This is a genomic window from Secundilactobacillus folii, assembly GCF_009720675.1.
Taxonomy (GTDB): domain Bacteria; phylum Bacillota; class Bacilli; order Lactobacillales; family Lactobacillaceae; genus Secundilactobacillus; species Secundilactobacillus folii.
In genome coordinates, this window is the sequence record NZ_WNJO01000010.1 from 31,968 (window position 1) to 53,052 (window position 21,085).

Below are 21,085 nucleotides of genomic sequence, written 5' to 3' on the forward strand. Positions count from 1 at the left end.
AAGGACGTTAGCCATTGTTGGTTGACGTCCTTTTTGAATATCAATAAATCAGTACATACCAAGTAGTTTCCACCAGCCGAGGCCAATGAACACGTAAACCAAAATCTCAAAGACTGATACTAAAAAACCGATTCGCCACCATTCACGCTGGGTCAAAAACCCGGTCGAAAAGTAGATTGAGGCCGTACCCGTTCCGTAATGGGTCGTAGCAGGCGACACACAAGTTAAGAGTGCTAACAGCATGGTCGTGACTAACGGTGAGGCACCCAGACCTACCAGCACAAGTGCGAAGGGAATGAAAAAGGCCTGAATATGAACCAGCACACTGGTTAAGAAATAATGAATGTAATAGTAGGCTAAAATAAGAATCGCACCAGCCAATAATAGTCCAAATCCCTTGGTGGCATTGGTTAGATTCAGTTGGATCCACTTGATGACACCGGAGCCATTGAGGTACTCAGTGACCCCAATCAGGGGTGCTAACCAGAGCAGGATATTCCAACCCTGTTTTTCAGTCAGCACATCATCGACTGAAATGACGTTGAAGACTAGTAGTAGGGCTAAGCCAATTAGAGCAATCAGCGTATTATCCAGTTTAGTGATGCCCGAAGTCGCCCATAAGCTGATCGTCAGTATAAAAGTGGCGATCATCAACCATTCTTTAACCGACATTTTGTCCAGCCCGTTGAGCTCTTTTTCAGCGGTGTCGCGGATGACCTGCATGTTTTTGATGGTTGGCTTATGCAGCCTCAAAATCAAAATTGGCAAGCCAATCAAGGCAACAAGGGTGGGTACGCTGGCGTAAATGAACCATTGGATCCAAGAAATATGGATGTGAAAGGCACTGTTAGCTAGACTGACAGCTAATGGGTTAGTTGCCATGGCCGTTAAGAATAGGCCGCCCACCACTAGATTTTGGTGGAAAGTGACTAATGTGAGGTACGAACTCAACGTTGGCTTTGGTGCCGCTGTTTTCTCATCCAAGGCGTCAGTGATCGATTCGTTGATGGGAAACAGGATGCCGGCGCCCCGGGCGTTGGTATTTGGAATAATCGGGGCCAAGATCAGATCTACCATGCTCATCGTGTACGCTAAGGTCACCGGTGAGCGACCGAACCATTTGATTAACGTGTAGGCGAGTCGTTTACCCAGTGGTGTCCGCTTAAAGCCAATCGCAATGAAGAAAGCAAACAGAACCAGCCAAACGGGGCTAAGACCCAGAAACGAAAATAATGTCATGGCTGGAATCGCGCCAGTGACACCCAGTAACGCAACCATTACGAGAGAAAGGGTCGCAAGGGGCGCAACGTTCAGCACACAGCCGAGAATAAATAGCAAAACCAAAATGAAACTGTGCCACCCGCTGATGGTAACCCCTGCAGGTGCATGCTGTAACCACAAATAACCTAGACCTAAAAGCCCAATCACAAAAACGCTTAAGTTAATGCGATTGGTTCGCTTTATGTTCATAACCTAAACTCCTCCAAAGTTTATTTTGGTTTGGGCACGTTGCTCAAGGTGACGGTACTAATGCTAATGAGCTGTTGCCCAAGCACCGTTTCAGTATACCATGTTTGTAGCGTGTTTCCGATATGGACAGGAGTGGCAGTGGTGACCAATTTTCCATGGCTTACTGGTCGAAGGTGATGGGTCGTAATATCGACGCCGACAGCCACGCGGTCGTCTGGCAAGTTTTCGTTAGCCCCAAGGGAGGCCGCGGTTTCCGCCAAGACTGCATTTATTCCGCCGTGCATGATTCCGTATGGCTGTTTAACGGCATCGGTCACCTCAAGTGATATAATGATTTTTGTCTGAGTGATTTGTTCAGACTTGATGTGCAGCAGTTCGCTAAGATTCATGGTTAACCTCCATTATGAAAGGATTGATACTATTGACTAGTGTAACTTGGAAACCGGTAAAAACCTATAGTGAAATTATTTTTGAACGGGCGGATAAAATTGCGAAAATCACTATGAACCGACCGAAGAAGCTAAATGCATTTACACCGGTAACGATTCACGAGATGATCGACGCCTTTAACATTTGTCGCGATGACAGTACTATTGGCGTGATTATTCTAACGGGTGCCGGCGACAAAGCGTTTTCGTCCGGCGGTGATCAGACCGTGCGTGGCAATGGCGGCTACGTGGGTCCCGATCACATTGCGCGCCTAAACGTGCTGGATCTGCAACACCTGATTCGGATCATTCCTAAGCCAGTTATTGCGATGGTCAAAGGCTGGTCGGTTGGCGGTGGCAACATTTTGCAACTGGTTTGCGATCTAACCGTCGCCGCTGACAACGCGCAATTTGGTCAAACCGGTCCGAAAGTCGGTAGTTTCGATGCTGGGTATGGTTCGGGGTACCTAGCGCGAGTGATTGGTCATAAGCGGGCTAAGGAAGTCTGGTTCCTCAACCACTTCTATTCAGCCAAAGAGGCACTGGCCATGAATTGGATCAACCGGGTGGTACCATTGGCTGAGGTTGAATCTGCTACCTTGGACTGGTGTAACGAGATTTTGAAGAAATCGCCAACTGCGCTGCGTTTAATTAAAGCCGCTATGAATGCGGACACGGATGGTCTGGCTGGCTTGCAGCAGTTGGGTGGCGATGCCACGATGTTGTTCTACACGACGGATGAAGGCAAGGAGGGCCGCGATGCATTTAATGAAAAACGTGACCCTGACTTCGATCAGTTCCCGAAGTTTCCTTAAAATTACAGGTATAGGAAGTCGATAACTTTTGGATAATTGGATAAAAAAACAGGCGTTGATCAACCCTAACAGGCTGGCAGTTGATGACGGGACAACGCGCTATACCTTTGCGGAAATGGCACCCATTGTTGCTGATTTGGCGGGCAAGGTAGATTCACTGACGAATAATCAGCGGGTGGCGATTGAAACTGATAATTCGCTCAACGGCTACTTGATGGCGTTGGCTGTTTTAGCCAGTGGCCGGACTATCCTGTGGTTAAATCGACGATTAGCCCCCGAAGAAATTGAACGTCAATTAACAGATGCGGCAGTCGACTTATTGTTGGTTGCAGATGAAATGGCTGACTTTAAGTTTTCTGTAATGACCTATCGATTTAGTCAGGTGCAAAGTTTGCCGATTGAAAAGCCCAAAATGATTGCTCAATTCGCCGACGATGCAGTTGCCAGCATTATGTATACTTCTGGCACTACGGGCGCACCAAAAGGGGTCTTGCAGACCTTCAACAATCATTTTTCGTCAGCGGTTTCTTCAGCTTTAAATTTAGGCCTTTCCTCTCATGATGAATGGCTATGTACTGTACCAATCTTTCACATTAGCGGCTTTTCCATTATGATGCGTGGCCTGATCTATGGCATGGCGGTGCGTCTGGTCGACCATTTTGATGCGGCTACCATCAATCAAATTCTGGTCAAGGAGCCGATTTCAATGATTTCAGTAGTGCCCTACATGCTAAAACGTTTGTTGACCGAGCAGGAAAATACCGGGACACCTTATACTGCCAACTTTCGAGGAATGTTGCTAGGGGGCGGACCAATTGACCGCCAAGCTTTAGAGCGCTGTCAACGGCTGGATCTATCAGTAGTTCAATCCTATGGAATGACGGAAACCTGTTCGCAAATTATTGCGTTAAATTACGCGGATGCGGCTGATGAACTTGGATCCGTTGGTAAGCCCTTGTTTTTGACACAACTGAAGTTAGATAGCGATGGCGAAGTGTTGTTGAAAACACCGGCTTTGACACCTGGTTATTTGAATCGGCCAGAAGCTTTAGCAAATAAAAAAGTTAATGGCTGGTACCAAACTGGGGATATTGGGCATTTGGACGCTGATGGTTTCCTTTTCATCGACGGTCGAAAAGATGACATGATTATTTCGGGAGGCGAGAATGTTTTTCCTAACGAAATTGAGAATGCCTATGCTGATTTTCCGGGATTAGAGGCGATTGCGGTCGTTAAGAAAGCCGACCCAAAGTGGGATCAGGTTCCAGTGGCGTTTTACGTGGCGGAAGAAGACTTGAGTGAACAAGCACTGGTTGCATACGGTCGAAAGCATCTAGCGCATTACAAGGTACCAAAAGCTTTTTACCGGATCGCAAAATTACCAATGAATGCTGGGGGTAAGGTTCAGCGATATCGGTTGATTAATACGCTTGAACGATGAGTCAAAAAATCTTGAAAGGGTAATTCTTTTTATTTTCAAATCAAGTATCGAATCAAAGACTTATCATTTGGCTAGTTTAAAGCCATGCAAAAACTCAGATCGGGGATGTATAGCGATATAAAAAGTGGATTCTTACATTTTTGGGGAATCTACTTTTTATATTGCTAAATGCCATGCTCCTAGTGCGTTTTGTCACAATCACTAATATCTTTTATTACATTTTTCACTAAAGCCTTCAATTTTACAAGTTTTTTTCGTATAATAACGGCAAAGAGCAATTATTTAAAATACCCAATGTTTCCTATTGTACGAAATTTAACTTTTGATGTATGATGTTCTTATACCGCGCCGTAATTAGATTACTCATGTACGCTAATCTGATGAATCAAAAGTACTTCTCCCTATTGAAACTTTTTTAAACTAAATGTGTTCCCCCGTATTACTCACTATTAGTTGTTCGTCAGAATATTTAGCTTGAGTATTGGTTATGGCGTCAAAAGCTCTGAACAATTCCCGGTTCAGGGCTTTTCTTTTTGCCCTTTTAGAATGGAAGGTTTTAAAACGTATCCAGTGTTTATTGCTGTTATATATAAACTTTACTTTAAATTTCTACCCAGAATGTCATCGAAAAGAGCTTGCAGCAAAACTGCCTTATTGACAAGAATGTCACTCATCTCTTCACTGAAAAACTTGCGCTGGTCTTTATCACTTCTGGGCGTTAACCCTAAATTAAACGAGTGTCAAGAATCAGATCCCGGCTGTATCGCAAAAAAGGAAACTCCCCAAGTTCAGGAATTTCCTTAGTGGGTCACTATCTTCTGGAATTTAACCGAGTCTTAGCAGATAGTCTGCTGGTCAATCATTTTCTTTTAACCAGTGATCCAGTACGCTAATGAATTCATCGTGCTGATCCAGTAAAGCTAAATGACGGCTGTTCGCAAACAGGTGCCATTTGGCACCCGGAATGTGGTCGTAAACGGACTTGGCGATCAGTGGCGTGCACAGATCATCGGTACCGTTGGTGACTAAAACGGGAACGTGGATCTTCTTTAAATCATCGGTCACGTCATAATCACTGATGGTGCCATTTTCGGTGAATTCATTTGGCCCTTCAGCAATCAGGCTAGCCCGTTTACCATTGGTTTCTCGCCGCAACGGTTCCGGTGAATTCTCGTCTGGATCATCCCAGCAATAACGTTCCATGTAACGGTCGTTAGCTGCCAAGTACTTAGGTCCGGAAAAATTTCCTGTCCGTTCGGCTTCAGCAATGGCTTCACGGTCTTCATAGCTGAGGTACGAGATCAGGCGGTGCTGTTCCTGCGTCCAAAGCTTAATGGAGGCGGGTGAACCGTCGATCATGACACTTTTAACACCGGTTTGGTCATACTGGGTCAGGTACAGCATTTCCAGCATGCCACCCCACGATTGACCTAACATATGTATCTGGTCGAGATGCAGGTATTTCCGTAACGCAATCAACTCTTCCGCCCAGGTCTCTTTGACGTACACGCTCTCATCTTCAGGCAATGAAGACTTGCCGCAGCCCACTTGATCGTACATGATCAGCTGGCGGCCAGTTTCAGCGTAATCGTCCAGCAGTTCAAAATAGTTGTGTGAGGAGCCAGGTCCTCCGTGGATCAGTAGTAAAGGCGCCTTTCCAGGGGTTTGTTCACCGACGATGCGGTAGTAAGTTTTATACCCGCGAAATGGCATGTAACCTTCTTTGATTTTCATTTGATCAGCCCTTCCAGCAATGTGTTTACCACTCGATTGTACCGCTTCTAGACAGGTCCAGTCACGTAAATATTAAAAATTGATGAGTTATTAAAATGCTTTTCAACTGCATTTAGTCCGATAGTCTGTACCGGATATTGCCTCACATTCATCATGAACGGCATTGTTTTGCCATTCCATGCTATCGTGTTGCTTGAAAGTGCCATGAGAAATGGCATAGAATATAATTGGTGGTATCGATAACACATATGTGGAGTGGTGAATGCTTATGGCAGATGAAATGATAGCATTAACAGAAGCTGATTTAGCAGAATTACGCGCAATCAGTTTAGAAACGTTTAGCGATACTTTTGGCCCGTTTAATTCTGATGAGGACATGAAGACTTACTTGGACAATGCTTATAGTTTGAAGACTCTGCAAGCAGAAATGGATAATCCTAACTCGCAGTTTTATTTTTTGAAGCATGATAACAATATCGTCGGCTATCTGAAACTTAACGTTGGCGACGCCCAGTCTGAAGAGCAGGGCGGTGACGCACTGGAAGTTGAACGGATCTACGTTCGACCGGGTTTCAAACGGCGCGGGTACGGCGGCCAAATGATGAAGTTCGCTCTCAGCCGTGGTTATCAGCTTGGTAAGCAGTTTGTTTGGCTGGGTGTGTGGGAACGAAATCACGCTGCTCAAAAATTTTATGAGCAATTTGGCTTTGAAATGTTTGATGATCATCTGTTTATGCTGGGTAATTCCCGCCAGCGCGACGTTTTGATGAAGAAACAACTAGGGTAAATGAATCCGTGGTGACGTTCGAAAGTGAGCGTCATTTTTTAATTCTGAACATGTTATTAAAGGGACTCTCGCGAATCCCAGGGAAATTTTCATCGTTTTCACTCCCAATCCAGGGCCAATTTCACGTAAAATAGAGTTAGAAATTATTCACGGGAGAATTGAACAAATGTCTTCACAAAAATTGAGTCTTCATAACCTTATTTTTATTGGGATGATGCTGTTTGGCTTGTTTTTTGGTGCTGGAAACCTAATCTTTCCAGTTTTCGTAGGCCAGCAGGCAGGTACTAATTATTGGCCGGCCATGATTGGTTTTCTGATTTCGGGGGTTGGGCTTCCGTTACTGGGAGTGGCAGCCATCGGAATCACTAAATCCGAAGGGGTGTTCCAGCTCGCCCAGCGCGTGAGTCGGCCTTACGCCTACGTTTTCACCGTTTTGCTTTACCTCTGTATCGGACCGTTGTTTGCGTTGCCCCGGCTGGCCTCCATCTCGTTTGAAGTGGGGTTGAGCCCCTTTGTTGACAGCCATCAACAGACGTTTGGGTTGCTGGTGTACTCGATCTTGTTCTTTCTGCTAGCCTGGTGGTTTGCACGCAAACCGAGCAAAATCATGGTCTACGTTGGCAAGTTTTTGACACCGGCCTTTTTGATTTTGTTAGCTGCTTTGCTCCTCATGGTGTTGATTAAGCCAATGGGACACGGTGCTAGTCCAGTGGGTGAATACGCAACCGTGCCATTAGCCACCGGTTTTACAGCGGGTTATTCCACCATGGATGCCCTGGCAGCTTTGGCATTTGGTATTATTGTGGTCAATGCGATCCGCCAGTTAGGAGTAACTTCTCCGACCAGAATTGCGACTGATACCATTCGTGCCGGTAGTATTGCGGTTGCCTTAATGGCAGTGATTTATGGGCTACTCGGTTTACTGGGACGAAACGCGTTAGGGCGTTTTTCACGGGCAACTAATGGCGGTCCAGTACTAGCTAACGTTGCCCACGCCTATTTTGGTAGTTTTGGTAACATTTTGTTGGCGTTATTGGTAATCGTGGCGTGCCTAAAAACCGCCATTGGTCTCATAACCGCCTTTGGTGACACCTTTAAGGAACTCTTTGCCCGGGCATCGTATCCGTGGCTGATTATTTTTGCCAGTGCGGCACCGTTGCTTTTTGCCAATATTGGCTTAGATCGTTTACTGGCCTTTTCAACGCCGCTGCTGTACTTTATCTATCCGTTAGCTATCACCCTGATTTTAATGGGATTGCTGACCCGCTTCCTAGGTGAATCACGCTGGTTATTTGTGACGGTGACGGTTTTTACGGTTATTCCAGCGGTGCTGGATGGGTTAAATGCACTGCCAGCGACTTTACACCATGGTTGGATTGTCAGTCTGCTGCACCTTGGCCAGTTTTTGCCCGGATTCAGCGTTGGCTTGGGCTGGACGGTTCCAGCGTTGATTGGGCTGTTAGTAGGTTGGATATTGTCTTTTAGCGCTGGTGAGATACGATAATACATTAAGTTAAAATGCACCACAGCCTGGTTGCTGTGATGCATTTTAACTTGTATTTATTCAATAAATTGAAATCACTAAATATTTCTAAATTAGTAAATTACAATAAATTTTATTTTAGTGAATCGTTATTCTTAGATAAATTAGCTTTGAGTAAGCTCATTAACTCTTTATCACGCTGTCGAATTATTTTTTTACCATTTTTAGCAGACCAATCAAAGAACCCTTTACCAGTCTTCAAACCAAGGCTATTTTCAGCGACTAGTTTTTCTAGAGAAGGATCAGTTCCAGTTTCAGCCGACAAATCTGCATAAATATATGAACTTATATTTTTAAAAATATCAAGTCCACCAAGGTCAGCACTGGCCACCGGGCCAACTAGATTCCACCGTCGACCCAAACTGTATCTAACAATATCATCCACAGATTGAGGGGAGGCGATGCCTTGGCGGATTATATTGAATGCCTCCCGTAAAACGGCCATTTGAATGCGGTTACCCACAAAACCAAGTGATTCTTTTTTTAAAGGGACAGCATGCTTTCCAATATGATTCATTAATTCAACGGTTATATTAACTGTTTTTTGACTGGTCTTAGCTCCAGGCACAATTTCCACGAGTGGCATTAGTTGAGCTGGATTCCAAAAGTGCGCAACTACAAAACGTTCAGGCTTTGACAAGATAGATTGAATTTCTGTTGGACTTAGACCAGAAGTGTTAGTGGCCAATATAGTATCATCCGTGACATAATTTTCGACTTTTTTCCAAACAGATTTTTTTACGGCCATATTTTCAGAAACAGATTCAATTACATAATCAACGGAAGATAAAGCATCTTCATAGTTAGTTGTGAAATGAAGTCGGTTTATAATTTCAACATCAGGTTCGGTTAAAATATTAGCACTATTAAAGATCTCTAAATCTTTTTTGATATTCTTAAAACCCTCATTGAGAGCTTTTGTAGAGGTATCTAATACGTTAACTGAATAGCCTTTTAGTGCAAAAAGAAGCGCTATTGCGTGGCCCATCGTTCCTGCACCAATGTTTGTAATAGTTTTAATTTTTTTGATTGTCATAAGAAGTTCCTCTCAGACGGTGGCCAAATTCATATTTTTTATTTCACAAGGAAGGCTATTTTTGTTACAAGTTTATAACTATTTTTATTAAATTACAATAATTAAATTTAAATGGTTAACGCTTTAATCTAAAATAAAACTATATAAAGTCTGAATTATTGAGACCAATACGAATATAGGAATATATAACACTTTTTTTTTTTATATTTAAAGGTATTTTAAAAATAATATAATTTGTGAAGATATATACAAATAAGCAACAAAACCAAAGAGTTCTGTTGCTTATTTGTATAAAAAATCAATCAATGTCCATGTAAAGTATAATTATTTGATGCTACGATTTAATCGTTGAGAGGGGTTTAGAAAACTAAACGCAGCTCAATATTAGAAATTTGAAGGTGGCCAAAGTGGAGCAGGAAGGCTATTTGAATAGGCGCGAATTACCGTGTCAATTGCTTCGCTTGTACCAATTGTTAGTGCCCACTGAATAGAATTAAGAGCTAAGACTGCATAAGATAAACAAAGATAGTCAGCTTCCAAGTGTGAAGGTTCTGATTTAGTAATGAAGGTTAAATGGTCATGATAGGTAGATTTTAAAATATCCATTAAATCATCCCATAAGTAATGGTTATTTGTTTTTACCTTAAACATAGCTAGCATAGCCTCTCGGTCTTTGAAAATAGTTAAATAGAAAGTTCGCATGGATGCTGAACTATCAGTGGGTAAAACGGGTTTCTTAAAACGTTTCGTTAGTGCAAGCTGAAATTTATTAATTAAGTTTTCACTAATGATATCTGCAAGTTGGTACTTGTCCGCATAGTGAGCATAGAACGTTTTGTGATTAATCAAAGCTTCGTCCAAAATATTTTGGACTGTTATGCGCTCAAAGGATTTATTTTTTAGCAGTGAAATGAAAGCCCTTTCAATTGTTGTTTTTGTTTTAATAACCCGGAGATCTTTTGAATTACTCATGTCTTACCTCCTTAACAAATATTTTAGAGTAATGGACATGTGAAAGCAACGAATGAATGGTAATCAAAGCATTAAATTTCTAAATTCAAAATAAATTGGAGGTGTCAAAATGGACTTTATCACAAAATTACGCAAGCGAATTTCTGATAAGCCTGTTCGAATTATTTATCCTGAAGGCACGGACTTAAGGATTCTTATTGCTGCTGTTAAAGTGAATGCTGAAAAAAATGTTAAACCGATTTTAATTGGTCCTGAGAGTGAGATTGTTTCTCAAGCAGAGTCAGAAAATGTTTCTTTGGATGGAATTGAAATTATCGATCCGTCACATTTTGAAAAGCTTGATGATTACGTTCAGTTGTTTGCCAAGGAAACAGGTTTTCCAGAGATAGCTGCTAGGGTAGTTATTAAGAAGCCTCTTGGATTAGGGGCAGCAATGATACGCTTTGGTGATGCTGATGCTATGGTTGCTGGTGCGATTAATACAAGTGCCGATGTAATTCAGAATAGTAAACAGATTATCGGCTTAAAAAAAGGTATTAGTGCGCCATCGTCATTAATGGTAATGCAAACGCCTCATTACCAAGGTGCTGGCGATCATGCTCTGATTTTCGCCGATCCGGGAGTTAATCCTCATCCGAATTCTTCCGAATTGGCTGATATAGCCATTACTAGCGCACAAAGTGCCGGGCGTTTGTTCGGATGGAAGCCTAGAGTTGCAATGCTATCATTTTCAACTCAGGGCAGCGCTAAACACCCAGATGTGGAGCATGTTGTTAAAGCATTAGAAATCGCTAAAGAGCGTGCGCCACATCTGCAAATAGACGGAGAAATGCAAGCTGATGCCGCTTTGAATCCAGCCGTAGCCCACAGAAAGATGAAAAAGGCTAGCGGAGTAGCAGGAAGGGCCAATATTCTAATTTTTCCAGACTTAGATGCTGCTAACATCGGTTTTAAACTTGTTCAACAATTAGGTGATGCTAGTGCATATGGCCCATTTCTACTAGGATTTAATAAACCCGTGAGTGATTTGTCTCGTGGCTCTACAGTTGATGACATTGTTGGGGTCAGCTTTATGGCGGCTTTGGAATTTCAAGGTCAAAACCAGCAGATTTAGACTAGTTATTCTCATGCTAAACAAATTATTTAAAAAAAGAGGTCATTACTATGGATACAAGCATAAAAAACAAAGTTATTGGGGCTTTTGCAGAGACAACAGGGAAATCAGCCTCAGAGCTGTCTATGAAAACTCGTATTGAAGAGGACCTAGAATTAAAGTCGATTAACATGTTTACTTTGGCCGCAATGCTTGAAGGCAGCTTAGGATCAGCACCTGATGCAGATGAAGCTGAGAATCTTAAAACCATTGGAGACTATGTTGAATATTACAAAAAGTAGACTACCACTTTTGTTTAGAAGGCACCTTAAAATTTGTATTAAAAACAAGTAGGAGGAATAATCATGTCAAATACTTATAACAATACTTTTCATACAAAAGTTGGGAATTATGCTCGTGACGTTTCTATTATTGGGGTGGGTAATTCTCCGTGGATGCTAACGCATAAGCACCCTGAATGGAATGGTATTACCGAACAAGAATTATTTGCTCTTTCAGCAATTTCAGCAATGGATGACGCAGGAATTACTGGGAAAGATATTGATGCTCTTGCATATAGTCAACTTTTTACCGAGACTTCACAAGTTATTAATCCGAATGTCTTCGTTGAAGATTGGCTAGGAATGCGAGGTAAAGCCTCATGGCATACAGAATCTGCCTGCACTTCTCCAGCAATAGCCTTTGATACTGCCGTTATGGCGGTCGCGTCTGGTAAATATGATGTGGTTTTAGCTGGTGGAGTTGATATTGCTCAAAGTCGTCCAAAGCCCAATATGCCAGCGTGCTTCAGAGAACCACAAACTGCTGATGAGCTTCATAAAATTGCTGCAACTCAATGGACTGACACAGCTTATACAAGATATAGTACCGATGAAGGCGTAGGAATGATGGAAGATTATATCCCTTATTATATGAATAAATATGGAGTAACTTCTGATCAAATCGATGATGCATTGAATGGTTTGGCTATTAGTGATAGTCGTTCCGCTGCCTTATGCCCTGACGCTATTATGGACGAATCTTATGTTCAACTTGCCAAAAAGGCTGGCTATGATGATGTGCATGAATATATGAAATCACCTCACAATCCTAAAATAGCTAACTATGTTCGGGTTAGTGGTACTACCAAGTATGCTGATGGTTCAGCTGCCGTGATAGTTTGTGCCAGCAATATAGCTCAAAAAATTTCGAAGAACACACCGATAAAGGTACTTGGTACAGGCAACTCGTTTCTGGATCATATTCATCCATTTAACTTAAATTCAATGACTAAGGAAGCAACTAGTCAGTTATACGAAAGAACAGGACTCTCTGGTAAGGACATTGATTTACTACTATCACCAAACTTCATGATTACTGAAGCGTTACCTGTGGTTGAACAAGTTGGATATATTCCCGAAGGCCAGGCTTGGGAGTATTTCAAAGATGGAAGAACCGCATTTGATGGTGATAAGCCCTTTAATCCAGGGGGCGGGACTCAATGTTTCGGTCATTGTTACGGTGCAGGTGGTTTGCTGATGATAAGCATGGCCGTTAAGCAAATGCGTGGCGAAGCTGGCGCAATTCAGGTTAAGAAAACTCCCCAAACAAGTCTCATTCGAGCGCAAGGTGGGGCACAAGGGACCATTATGATTGCACTCGGTTCTCCAGATAAATATTAATTTAGTCGTCGAAAGGAGAAAAATTATGAAACCAGACTTAACTGTAAAGAGATATTACCAGTCGCTAGAAGAGGGAAAGATACTCGGAAGAAAATGTGAAGATTGTGGAAATGTTGAATGGCCACCGGTATACAGTTGCAATAAATGTGGTGGGCATCATACTGACTGGATTGAATTGAGTGGGAAAGGTGAAGTCGTTGAATTTGTTCCAGCCATTGGTGCTCTAGTTCAAAACAAGGACTGGATGCCATATGCTGTTGGTCACGTACGTCTACAGGAAGGACCAATAGTGATGAATATCGTTGAGGGTATCTCACAAAAAAATGCAGATGAATTGCATGCTAAATTACCAATTCCAGTAAAAGCCAAAATAGTCAAGATGGCAACTGGATTTAGTCGTGTAATATTTGAAGTTGTGAGCCATTAATGTACCTTATTGTGAGTCGAGTTTGCCATTCGAAAGGTGGCCGCAAATTTTTGGAAATCATGACAAATTCATTACCAACCGTAAAATGCTATGTACTGAATGTACAAAAGCTGATGATTTCTCGCCTAATGATGGCAGCAAAATACGAATCTGTTTCACCTTACTATTTAACCAAAGCTGCAAATTGTAAAAGCAAGCAAAATCAATTATTGGAACTTGGTGTTGGTCTGTTATTAGAACGAGAATTAGGTGTCCATTCAGTTAACGACATTTATTTTGGACAACATGGAAAGCCTTATCTTGCTGATCATTCCAGAGAAATTAGTATTTCTCACGCGGGATCTTTAGCGGTACTTGCAATCGCTAATCAGGCTGTGGGAGTTGATGTTGAGCCTTTGCCAGATAAGGTGGATCGTAATAGTCGGTTGGCTCTAAAAAAAGCTTATGGTGACAATTATGATGAGCAAGCTGATATTAGTCCTCAAAGATTTGGAGAGATGTGGACTCAACTTGAAGCTACGGTCAAATTAGATGGGCAAGGCCTATGGCTCGATTCACAATTACGTGTTGGTCAGATTAACAATGTTAGTTTACACTTCACTTCTTACAATCAGCATATGATTTGTACTGCAACGAATGAGCTGGCCAATTTCAAGTTTGACTCTATAAAATTTACCGTTTAACGAATTAAAAATATTTTCTAAAAGATGAGGTGTCGGAATGAAGGTCACAAAATTAATGCATGTGTGTATTGTTGTACCTAATTTAGAGCGAGCTCTAAATTTCTACTGTGATGTATTAGGATTTAGATCCGATTTTGAGACTGATAACGATAAAGCGGATGGTCGTTTGCTTGGCTTTGATGAAGATGAAATTCATTTGAAAGCTCAGCATTTGATCTCAGAAAGCACGGATCCAAGTGAGGCAACAGAAATTAATGTTGTCGAGTATACAGATCCTAAAACTTTGTTGAGTTCACAGCCTTACACGCAGCAAAATAATATTGGAATTACTCGTTTGGCTCTAGAGGTTAATGATGTCGATGAGGCATTGGATGATATCAGAAGCGTTGAAGGCGTAGAAGTGGTTTGCGAACCAAAGAATATTCTAATCGTAGAACCTGCTGTAACTGTGACTGCTAGATGGTGCAGTTTCAAAGATCCTTTTGGAATTTTTATCACGTTATCGCAACCACCAATGACAAAATAGGAGAAAGTGCAGGACTGAAAGATGGATAATAACTATATTAAACGATTATTTCATGTTTGCGTTACTGTGGAAAATATCGAAGATGCTTTAAAATTTTATGTTGGTGTTCTGGGATTAAAATCAATTGGTTCATTACGAAATGAAAAAAGTAAGGGAGATGTTTTAGGACTTCCTGGTGAAGATATTGAAATCAATGCGGATCATCTTGAGGGAAGCGAAACAAAAAATGCCACGGTAATTGACTTAGTTCAATATATTAAACCAAAGCCAAACACTTCTCGTCCGCCAAAAGACCTTAACCGGTTAGGAATAACCAGAATGGCTTTTGGAGTTGATGATATTGATAGCGTTTATACCAAGTTAACTGCTCGAAATGATATCGATTTTTTATGTAAACCAACTATGTTAAACGCACCAGGTGGTGGATGGTTAAAAGTCTGTACGTTTATTGACCCATTTGGTGTCACTCTAGAGTTAATTGAAAGTGGACAAGAATAATAGGAGGAATATTAATATGAATCATTTAACTGTGCAGGATTTAATTGATCGTGAAGAAATACATGATGTTCTAACAAGATATTGCCGTGGACTTGATCGCATTGACGAAGATCTAATTCGAAGTGCCTTTTTCTCAGACGCACTCATTGGTTTCCCCGGGGACGTTTATCAAGGACCGGTTGATGGCTTTGTCAAGTTTCTATCTAAAGAAATGCGCGACTTTGAGCGAACCCAGCACTTCCTAGGTAATTGTTATATTGAATTGGATGGTGATGTTGCTTACGTTGAAACCTATTTGATGGCTAATCACCGTGCGACAATGCAACATAAGTGGCATGGGAAGCATGTGACATTGTGGGGTCGATATGTTGACCGCTTTGAGAAGCGAGAAGGCGAGTGGCGAATAGCTCAACGACGCCTTTTATTAGACTTTCAACGTGATGATAATGCTGGTGGTTGGCGAGAAATTCCAAAGGAGCAACTTGGATTACGAGATCAAGAGAAGGACCCGGCTATTACCCATGAGCAATTGACAGCAGAGAAGTTGAAAATGGGTGATAATCAGTAACTTAGATTAAAATCTCAGCAAGGTCTGTCAACTTTGAAGTGTTATTTTTTCTAGTTTCTTTTTGAACGATATGTTAGTACAAAAGGTTAAAGAGGGTCAATTATTCATAAATTGACCTTTTTTATATGAACGCAGGTTTTTAATAATTATATGGGAGATTCTATTAATTTATTTTGAAACCGCTTACTTAAATCCAGTGACGATATCATCACCTTTTGCTAGAATAGCCGGTGAAAAGGGTGGTGTTTTGAATGGTACATTCGGATCCAAACAAGCAGTCTGAAGAACCTCCACAACTTAAAAAGGTAATTGGTGTATTTGGCGGTAGCAACATTCTCATTGGTATTATGATTGGCTCAGGTATTTTCTACATTGGGTCTTATGTACTTCAAAGAGCTGGTATGTCAATGGGTCTGGCACTGTTGGCTTGGTTAATTGGTGGACTGGTTACCTTACTTGGTAGTCTTTGCTTTGCTGAGTTAGGTGCTATGAATCCGGCCACCGGTGGTATTTACGTTTATTTGTCGGATGCATATTCACCGGTAGTTGGCTATATGTTCAATTTTCAAAGTATGGTCATTGGTGGGCCAGGCTCGATTGCAGCCATTGCGATTGCGTTGCCGATGGCGCTAAAAACATTTCTCCCCATGAATGGGCAGATGGTGAAAATATGGGCAATCGTGCTGATTGTTATTTTCACGTTAATCAACTATTTCGGCGTGGATACTGGTGAATGGGTACAAAATCTTTTTAATGTATTAAAGGTACTACCGTTGATTTTGATTATTCTCTTGGGCCTATTCTGGGGTCATTATGATCCCAATCTAACATTAGCACCACATACAGGACACGTTAGTCCAGTCGGGTTCATTCAAATGTTGGCCTTTGCGGTGATTGCTTCACTTTGGGCTTACGAAGGGTGGACCAACTTGAACGCCGTCGCAGGAGAAATGAAGAATCCACAACGAAACCTGCCACGGGCTTTGATTTTATCAGTTGGATTTACCACGATTGTTTATGTATTATTCAATTTAGCCATTTATCGATCATTGCCGTTTGGTCAAATTAGCAATACAATTCAACACAATCAGCTGTACTTAGGGACGGATGTAGCCCGTAGTTTTCTGGGCCAGTTTGGTACGGTACTTGTAGCTGGCGCCATGGTGTTAGCGATGATCAGTTCACTGAATGGTATGATTTTAGCTTTTGCCCGGTACTATTATGCAGCAGCGAGAGATCATTTATTGTGGAGGTCTTTCGCCCATATTAACTCAAAGTACCGAACACCTGATTTCAGTTTATTTATTCAGATGCTCATTTCAATTGGATTAGTAATGACTCGGGAATTGGATCAGTTGACTTCATTAGTGGTATTTTCTGGTGCCATTTTCAACTTATTGTCAGTTTTGGCGGTACCCGTTATGCGGCACCGTCAGCCGAATACGCCCCGGCCTTATAAAGTATGGGCTTATCCTTGGACGGTGGTTATTGCTGCGGTTGCTTTCTTAATTATTCTTGGTAACAATTTCATTGATGATCCAGTAACTTCAGTTTTGGGACTAGTTGTGCCAGCAATTGGTGCGATGGTTTACTGGGGCTTTCGACACCACTATAATTCGGATCAAGTGGGATAGTAGTTACTTAAATACAGATGGCTCATTAAGTATTTAAAGATACTAAAAAATGCCAGGAAATCAGCTCACTGACTTCTTGGCATTTTAAATATACTAATTTAATTTAGGTCTATCTTAGTAGCCCCAAGCACTCATACCTTGTGACTTGTACAGCGAAACTGCCGCGTTCACTTGGCTAGTAACGTCACCGCTACTGATGTGCATGTTTTGGAACAGACCATAAGCACCACTTGAACTGTTGCGGATGCTTGAGTTCCAGCCGGATTCACGAGTGATGATGGCGTTCCAAGTTAAAGCTGAAACACCGGTCCGTGAAGCCATCTGGCTCAAAACGTAACTCTTAGTGCTGCCACCATTGTAGCTTGAAGCACCTGAGTTAGAGGTTGTCGCAGTGGTACCAGTTGACTGGTTAGTTGAAGCAGTTGATGATTGGTTGTTGTAGTTTGTTGCTGACTGCTTGTAACCAGTAGTTGCTTGGCTGGTGGTTGCTGGCGTCGTAGTCGTGGTTGCTGATTGACTAGTAGTCGTAGAACCATCAGGAATGATCAGCTTGTCGCCAACGTAGATCATGTTGCTGTTGCTTAAGTGGTTGGCTTTTTCGATTGCGTTTACAGTCGTGTTGAACGTCTGTGAGATGTTCCATACTGAATCGCCTGACTTAACTGTGTAAGTTGTCGAAGCATTTGCGCTTGTTGCACCGGCAAAGAAAAGGCCAACAGCGGCTGCGGATGTAGCGAGAATCGTAGTAACAAATTTTTTCAAGATATACACTCCTATAATTTAAACCTGTAAGGGTCCATCAATGTGTCGATCCGTATCAATCAACACGACCGAGTTTACAGGCTGGGTGTTACCTGGACGTATCACACAATTTAAGAACGTAAGTCAATCTGCAACAATAAACTGAGTTTTTGTAATATTTGAAATAAACCATTTTCTTCTCAGAAAGAGGCCGTATTGTTGTCAGGACATGGGTGATTTGAGACGATTCACCAGCATATTTCCTGGTTGGATATTAAGTTTATTACTGGATTCTCGGTTTTAGAAATATGATCTTGGGTCAGAAACAGATTTTTTGACGTTGATTTCGATTGAATTTCGTGAATTCTAGGTTGATTTTCTCGATATTTGAGAATCCTCGGGAGTATTTTCCGTTTACAAGTCATTATTTTAGGAAAATGGCTGGCAGTTGATTTGCAAATTGGAGAATTATGCTATTAAACTACTATAGTATAGAAACAATCGATGATTAACGGCCACTCAGCAGATCAAAAGGTGGTCGTCAATGGAGAAACCTGATGACCATTTCACCTAACAGCAACTATGAAAGACTAATTGTATTTTTACGTCATGATCTCACCAAATATGATTCTGGAATATTCTGAAACCGGATACTATATATTGTGGTAATATTCGGCAATTCTTTCAAATTGCACACAATATATGGTTGCAGGACCGATGTGAACACTATATCATGTAGTTTGTAGTCAGCCACCACACAATATAGGTAGCTGGTAGAAAAACATGAAAGAGTTGATCAGGATGCAAGAGGCTAAAGAATTAACAATTGAAACGTTAACCGTCCTCAAGCGTGACGGCCGAGCCGTTAAGTTTGATTCTAGTAAGATCAAACGGGCTATTCAGCGTGCCGCACTCTCTGTTGAAGACGCTTTGACGGACAAAGATAATCAAGCTATTGATGACGTGATGGATGCCGTTTTGACCGAAATTAGCAATCGGTTTAAGGACGACGTTAAAATTTATGAGATTCAAAGTATTGTTGAACACGAACTGATGGAACGCCACCAGCTTAAGTGGGCAAAGGCCTACATTAACTACCGCGCGCAAAAGGACCTCAAGCGTAGTCAAGCCACGGATATCAACTTTACGATTCAGAAGTTATTACATAAAGATGAAACAGTGGTTAACGAAAACGCCAATAAAGATAGTAACGTCTTTAATACTCAGCGTGATTTGACCGCTGGCACCGTTGCAAGAACAATGGGCCTGAAGATGCTGCCAGAAAAAGTTGCTAACGCACACATGAAGGGCGATATTCACTGGCACGATTTAGACTACCAGCCATACAGCCCGATGACTAACTGCTGTTTGATCGATTTCAAAGAAATGCTAAACCATGGCTTCAAGATTGGTAATGCCGAAGTTGAGCCGCCGCACTCCATTCAAACGGCAACGGCTCAAATGTCTCAAATCATTGCCAACGTTGCTTCTAGTCAATATGGTGGCTGCTCGGCTGACCGGGTCGACCAGTTGTTAGCACCATTTGCACTGAAGAACTATCAGAAACACTTGGTCGATGCGAAGGAATGGATCGATGGTCAAGACCGTCAAGAAGCCTTTGCCAAGAAGAAGACGATCAAAGATATCGATGACGCTATGCAGGCCCTTGAATATGAGATCAATACCCTCTATTCATCACAGGGTCAAACACCGTTTACAACGCTGGGCTTTGGTCTGGGAACTAGTTGGGTCGAACGCGAGATTCAAAAGGCGATTTTGAACGTGCGTATCGAAGGTCTAGGTAAGGAAAAGCGAACCGCGATCTTCCCTAAGTTAGTCTTTACGATCAAGCGCGGTTTAAACCTTAAACCTGGCGATCCAAACTATGACATTAAAGAGCTGGCCGTTGAATGTGCCACTAAGCGGATGTACCCTGACGTTTTGATGTACGATAAAATCGTTGAATTAACTGGTTCCTTCAAAGCACCAATGGGCTGCCGGAGTTTCCTGCAGGGCTGGAAAGATGAAAATGGTAAAGAAGTCAATGCTGGGCGGATGAACCTTGGCGTTGTGACCCTGAATCTGCCACGGATTGCCCTAGAATCAAAGGGCGATAAGGATAAGTTCTGGGCTATTCTTAAGGAACGGCTCGGTATCTGCAAAGAAGCCTTGGTCTTTAAAGTTAACCGGGCAAAGCAGGCTTCGCCGGAAAACGCACCGATTTTGTATGAGTACGGTGCTTTTGGTAAGCGCCTGAAGCCGGAAGATTCAGTTGACGAACTGTTCAAGAACCGCCGTGCTACCGTTTCACTCGGCTATATTGGCTTGTATGAAGTTGGCACTGTATTTTACGGCCCAACCTGGGAACATAATCCCGAAGCCAAGAAGTTTACGGTCGATGTTGTGAAGGCACTTTATAACAGCTGCAAGAAGTGGGAAGACGAATATGGCTACCACTTCAGCGTTTACGCAACGCCAGCTGAAAGTTTGACGAATACCTTCTGCCAAGCTGATATCAAGAAGTTTGGCCGCATCAAAGACATTACCGATAAGGAATACTACACCAATAGTTTCCACTACGATGTTCGGAAGGCGCCAACGCCATTTGAGAAGATTGATTTTGAAAAGGACTACCCGCCTTACAGTGCAGGAGGCTTCATTCACTACTGCGAATACCCGAATTTGAAGCAAAATCCAAAGGCACTGGAAGCCGTTTGGGATTATGCCTACGACCGAATTGGTTATCTTGGTACTAACACGCCGATTGATCAGTGTTTCAAGTGTGGCTTCAAGGGTGAATTCAAGCCAACTGCCCGGGGCTTTGAATGCCCAAAGTGCGGCAATCATGACCCCGCAACCTGTGACGTTGTTAAGCGGACCTGCGGCTACCTTGGCAATCCTAACCAACGACCAATGGTTCACGGCCGTCACGTGGAAATTGCTAGCCGGGTCAAGCACATGACGTTGGGCAATGACCAAACTGATATGGCTCGACAGTAAGGGGGTC

The 21,085-nt window shown here is 42.3% G+C and carries 20 protein-coding genes; 14 read left to right on the forward strand and 6 right to left on the reverse strand.

Features of this window, described 5'->3' with window-relative positions; all coding sequences use genetic code 11:
- Positions 1-48 precede the first annotated feature (48 nt).
- A complete protein-coding gene (locus GM612_RS08830; protein WP_155432015.1) occupies positions 49-1,470 on the reverse strand; it encodes a DASS family sodium-coupled anion symporter in 1,422 nt (473 codons plus the stop codon).
- Positions 1,471-1,490: 20 nt separating this feature from the next.
- On the reverse strand, positions 1,491-1,859 hold the full coding sequence (locus tag GM612_RS08835) for a PaaI family thioesterase (RefSeq protein ID WP_155432016.1): 369 nt from the start codon (positions 1,857-1,859) through the stop codon (positions 1,491-1,493).
- A 32-nt stretch (positions 1,860-1,891) separates the two neighbouring features.
- Between GM612_RS08835 and menB the strand changes: the two genes are divergently transcribed.
- Positions 1,892-2,713, forward strand: a complete 822-nt coding sequence (gene menB / locus GM612_RS08840) for a 1,4-dihydroxy-2-naphthoyl-CoA synthase (RefSeq protein WP_155432017.1) — start codon at positions 1,892-1,894, stop codon at positions 2,711-2,713.
- 28 nt (positions 2,714-2,741) lie between these two features.
- Positions 2,742-4,154 carry an o-succinylbenzoate--CoA ligase gene (locus tag GM612_RS08845; protein ID WP_155432018.1) on the forward strand — a complete coding sequence of 471 codons (1,413 nt, stop codon included), beginning with the start codon at positions 2,742-2,744 and terminating at the stop codon, positions 4,152-4,154.
- 855 nt (positions 4,155-5,009) lie between these two features.
- Here GM612_RS08845 and pepI read toward each other — a convergent pair.
- Complete coding sequence (pepI, locus tag GM612_RS08850) at positions 5,010-5,888, reverse strand: proline iminopeptidase (protein ID WP_155432019.1); 879 nt, start codon at positions 5,886-5,888, stop codon at positions 5,010-5,012.
- 268 nt (positions 5,889-6,156) lie between these two features.
- On the opposite strand from pepI, the gene GM612_RS08855 reads away from it, so the two are divergent.
- On the forward strand, positions 6,157-6,675 hold the full coding sequence (locus tag GM612_RS08855; protein ID WP_155432020.1) for a GNAT family N-acetyltransferase: 519 nt from the start codon (positions 6,157-6,159) through the stop codon (positions 6,673-6,675).
- 166 nt (positions 6,676-6,841) lie between these two features.
- The gene (brnQ, locus tag GM612_RS08860; RefSeq protein WP_155432021.1) at positions 6,842-8,179 is read left to right on the forward strand and encodes a branched-chain amino acid transport system II carrier protein; all 1,338 of its coding nucleotides are present in this window, start codon (positions 6,842-6,844) and stop codon (positions 8,177-8,179) included.
- A 112-nt stretch (positions 8,180-8,291) separates the two neighbouring features.
- On the opposite strand, the gene GM612_RS08865 is transcribed toward brnQ, so the two are convergent.
- Both GM612_RS08865 and GM612_RS08870 read right to left on the reverse strand, forming a co-directional pair.
- On the reverse strand, positions 8,292-9,254 hold the full coding sequence (locus tag GM612_RS08865; RefSeq protein ID WP_155432022.1) for a 3-hydroxyacyl-CoA dehydrogenase family protein: 963 nt from the start codon (positions 9,252-9,254) through the stop codon (positions 8,292-8,294).
- Positions 9,255-9,638: 384 nt separating this feature from the next.
- A complete protein-coding gene (locus GM612_RS08870) occupies positions 9,639-10,226 on the reverse strand; it encodes a TetR/AcrR family transcriptional regulator (protein ID WP_155432023.1) in 588 nt (195 codons plus the stop codon).
- A gap of 109 nt (positions 10,227-10,335) precedes the next feature.
- Here GM612_RS08870 and GM612_RS08875 point away from each other — a divergent pair, with 109 nt between their 5' ends.
- The 9 genes from GM612_RS08875 (at position 10,336) to GM612_RS08915 (ending at position 17,337) form a co-directional block, all read left to right on the forward strand.
- Positions 10,336-11,340 (forward strand): phosphate acyltransferase, encoded by a 1,005-nt coding sequence (locus GM612_RS08875; protein WP_155432024.1) that lies wholly within the window; start codon positions 10,336-10,338, stop codon positions 11,338-11,340.
- Positions 11,341-11,390: 50 nt separating this feature from the next.
- On the forward strand, positions 11,391-11,621 hold the full coding sequence (locus tag GM612_RS08880) for an acyl carrier protein (RefSeq protein ID WP_155432025.1): 231 nt from the start codon (positions 11,391-11,393) through the stop codon (positions 11,619-11,621).
- A gap of 63 nt (positions 11,622-11,684) precedes the next feature.
- Positions 11,685-13,001 carry a thiolase family protein gene (locus GM612_RS08885; RefSeq protein ID WP_155432026.1) on the forward strand — a complete coding sequence of 439 codons (1,317 nt, stop codon included), beginning with the start codon at positions 11,685-11,687 and terminating at the stop codon, positions 12,999-13,001.
- Between the two features lie 25 nt (positions 13,002-13,026).
- A complete protein-coding gene (locus GM612_RS08890) occupies positions 13,027-13,428 on the forward strand; it encodes a Zn-ribbon domain-containing OB-fold protein (protein WP_155432027.1) in 402 nt (133 codons plus the stop codon).
- A 50-nt stretch (positions 13,429-13,478) separates the two neighbouring features.
- Positions 13,479-14,111, forward strand: a complete 633-nt coding sequence (locus GM612_RS08895; RefSeq protein WP_155432028.1) for a 4'-phosphopantetheinyl transferase family protein — start codon at positions 13,479-13,481, stop codon at positions 14,109-14,111.
- A 37-nt stretch (positions 14,112-14,148) separates the two neighbouring features.
- Positions 14,149-14,637, forward strand: coding sequence for a VOC family protein (locus GM612_RS08900; RefSeq protein WP_155432029.1), 489 nt, complete (start codon positions 14,149-14,151; stop codon positions 14,635-14,637).
- A gap of 21 nt (positions 14,638-14,658) precedes the next feature.
- The gene (locus GM612_RS08905) at positions 14,659-15,135 is read left to right on the forward strand and encodes a VOC family protein (protein ID WP_155432030.1); all 477 of its coding nucleotides are present in this window, start codon (positions 14,659-14,661) and stop codon (positions 15,133-15,135) included.
- Positions 15,136-15,151: 16 nt separating this feature from the next.
- Positions 15,152-15,703 carry a nuclear transport factor 2 family protein gene (locus GM612_RS08910; protein ID WP_155432031.1) on the forward strand — a complete coding sequence of 184 codons (552 nt, stop codon included), beginning with the start codon at positions 15,152-15,154 and terminating at the stop codon, positions 15,701-15,703.
- Positions 15,704-15,954: 251 nt separating this feature from the next.
- The gene (locus GM612_RS08915; RefSeq protein WP_155432032.1) at positions 15,955-17,337 is read left to right on the forward strand and encodes an APC family permease; all 1,383 of its coding nucleotides are present in this window, start codon (positions 15,955-15,957) and stop codon (positions 17,335-17,337) included.
- Between the two features lie 114 nt (positions 17,338-17,451).
- On the opposite strand, the gene GM612_RS08920 is transcribed toward GM612_RS08915, so the two are convergent.
- A complete protein-coding gene (locus GM612_RS08920; protein WP_155432033.1) occupies positions 17,452-18,099 on the reverse strand; it encodes a LysM peptidoglycan-binding domain-containing protein in 648 nt (215 codons plus the stop codon).
- 780 nt (positions 18,100-18,879) lie between these two features.
- Here GM612_RS08920 and nrdD point away from each other — a divergent pair.
- Complete coding sequence (gene nrdD, locus GM612_RS08925; protein ID WP_155432034.1) at positions 18,880-21,078, forward strand: anaerobic ribonucleoside-triphosphate reductase; 2,199 nt, start codon at positions 18,880-18,882, stop codon at positions 21,076-21,078.
- Positions 21,079-21,085 lie beyond the last annotated feature (7 nt).

Bases quoted from the DNA above. Each gene is read 5' to 3' on its own strand.
- GM612_RS08830 (WP_155432015.1), bottom strand. From the start codon at position 1,470: ATGAACATAAAGCGAACCAATCGCATTAACTTAAGCGTTTTTGTGATT.
- GM612_RS08835 (WP_155432016.1), bottom strand. From the start codon at position 1,859: ATGAATCTTAGCGAACTGCTGCACATCAAGTCTGAACAAATCACTCAG.
- pepI (WP_155432019.1), bottom strand. From the start codon at position 5,888: ATGAAAATCAAAGAAGGTTACATGCCATTTCGCGGGTATAAAACTTAC.
- GM612_RS08855 (WP_155432020.1), top strand. From the start codon at position 6,157: ATGGCAGATGAAATGATAGCATTAACAGAAGCTGATTTAGCAGAATTA.
- brnQ (WP_155432021.1), top strand. From the start codon at position 6,842: ATGTCTTCACAAAAATTGAGTCTTCATAACCTTATTTTTATTGGGATG.
- GM612_RS08865 (WP_155432022.1), bottom strand. From the start codon at position 9,254: ATGACAATCAAAAAAATTAAAACTATTACAAACATTGGTGCAGGAACG.
- GM612_RS08870 (WP_155432023.1), bottom strand. From the start codon at position 10,226: ATGAGTAATTCAAAAGATCTCCGGGTTATTAAAACAAAAACAACAATT.
- GM612_RS08875 (WP_155432024.1), top strand. From the start codon at position 10,336: ATGGACTTTATCACAAAATTACGCAAGCGAATTTCTGATAAGCCTGTT.
- GM612_RS08880 (WP_155432025.1), top strand. From the start codon at position 11,391: ATGGATACAAGCATAAAAAACAAAGTTATTGGGGCTTTTGCAGAGACA.
- GM612_RS08885 (WP_155432026.1), top strand. From the start codon at position 11,685: ATGTCAAATACTTATAACAATACTTTTCATACAAAAGTTGGGAATTAT.
- GM612_RS08890 (WP_155432027.1), top strand. From the start codon at position 13,027: ATGAAACCAGACTTAACTGTAAAGAGATATTACCAGTCGCTAGAAGAG.
- GM612_RS08900 (WP_155432029.1), top strand. From the start codon at position 14,149: ATGAAGGTCACAAAATTAATGCATGTGTGTATTGTTGTACCTAATTTA.
- GM612_RS08905 (WP_155432030.1), top strand. From the start codon at position 14,659: ATGGATAATAACTATATTAAACGATTATTTCATGTTTGCGTTACTGTG.
- GM612_RS08910 (WP_155432031.1), top strand. From the start codon at position 15,152: ATGAATCATTTAACTGTGCAGGATTTAATTGATCGTGAAGAAATACAT.
- GM612_RS08915 (WP_155432032.1), top strand. From the start codon at position 15,955: ATGGTACATTCGGATCCAAACAAGCAGTCTGAAGAACCTCCACAACTT.
- nrdD (WP_155432034.1), top strand. From the start codon at position 18,880: ATGCAAGAGGCTAAAGAATTAACAATTGAAACGTTAACCGTCCTCAAG.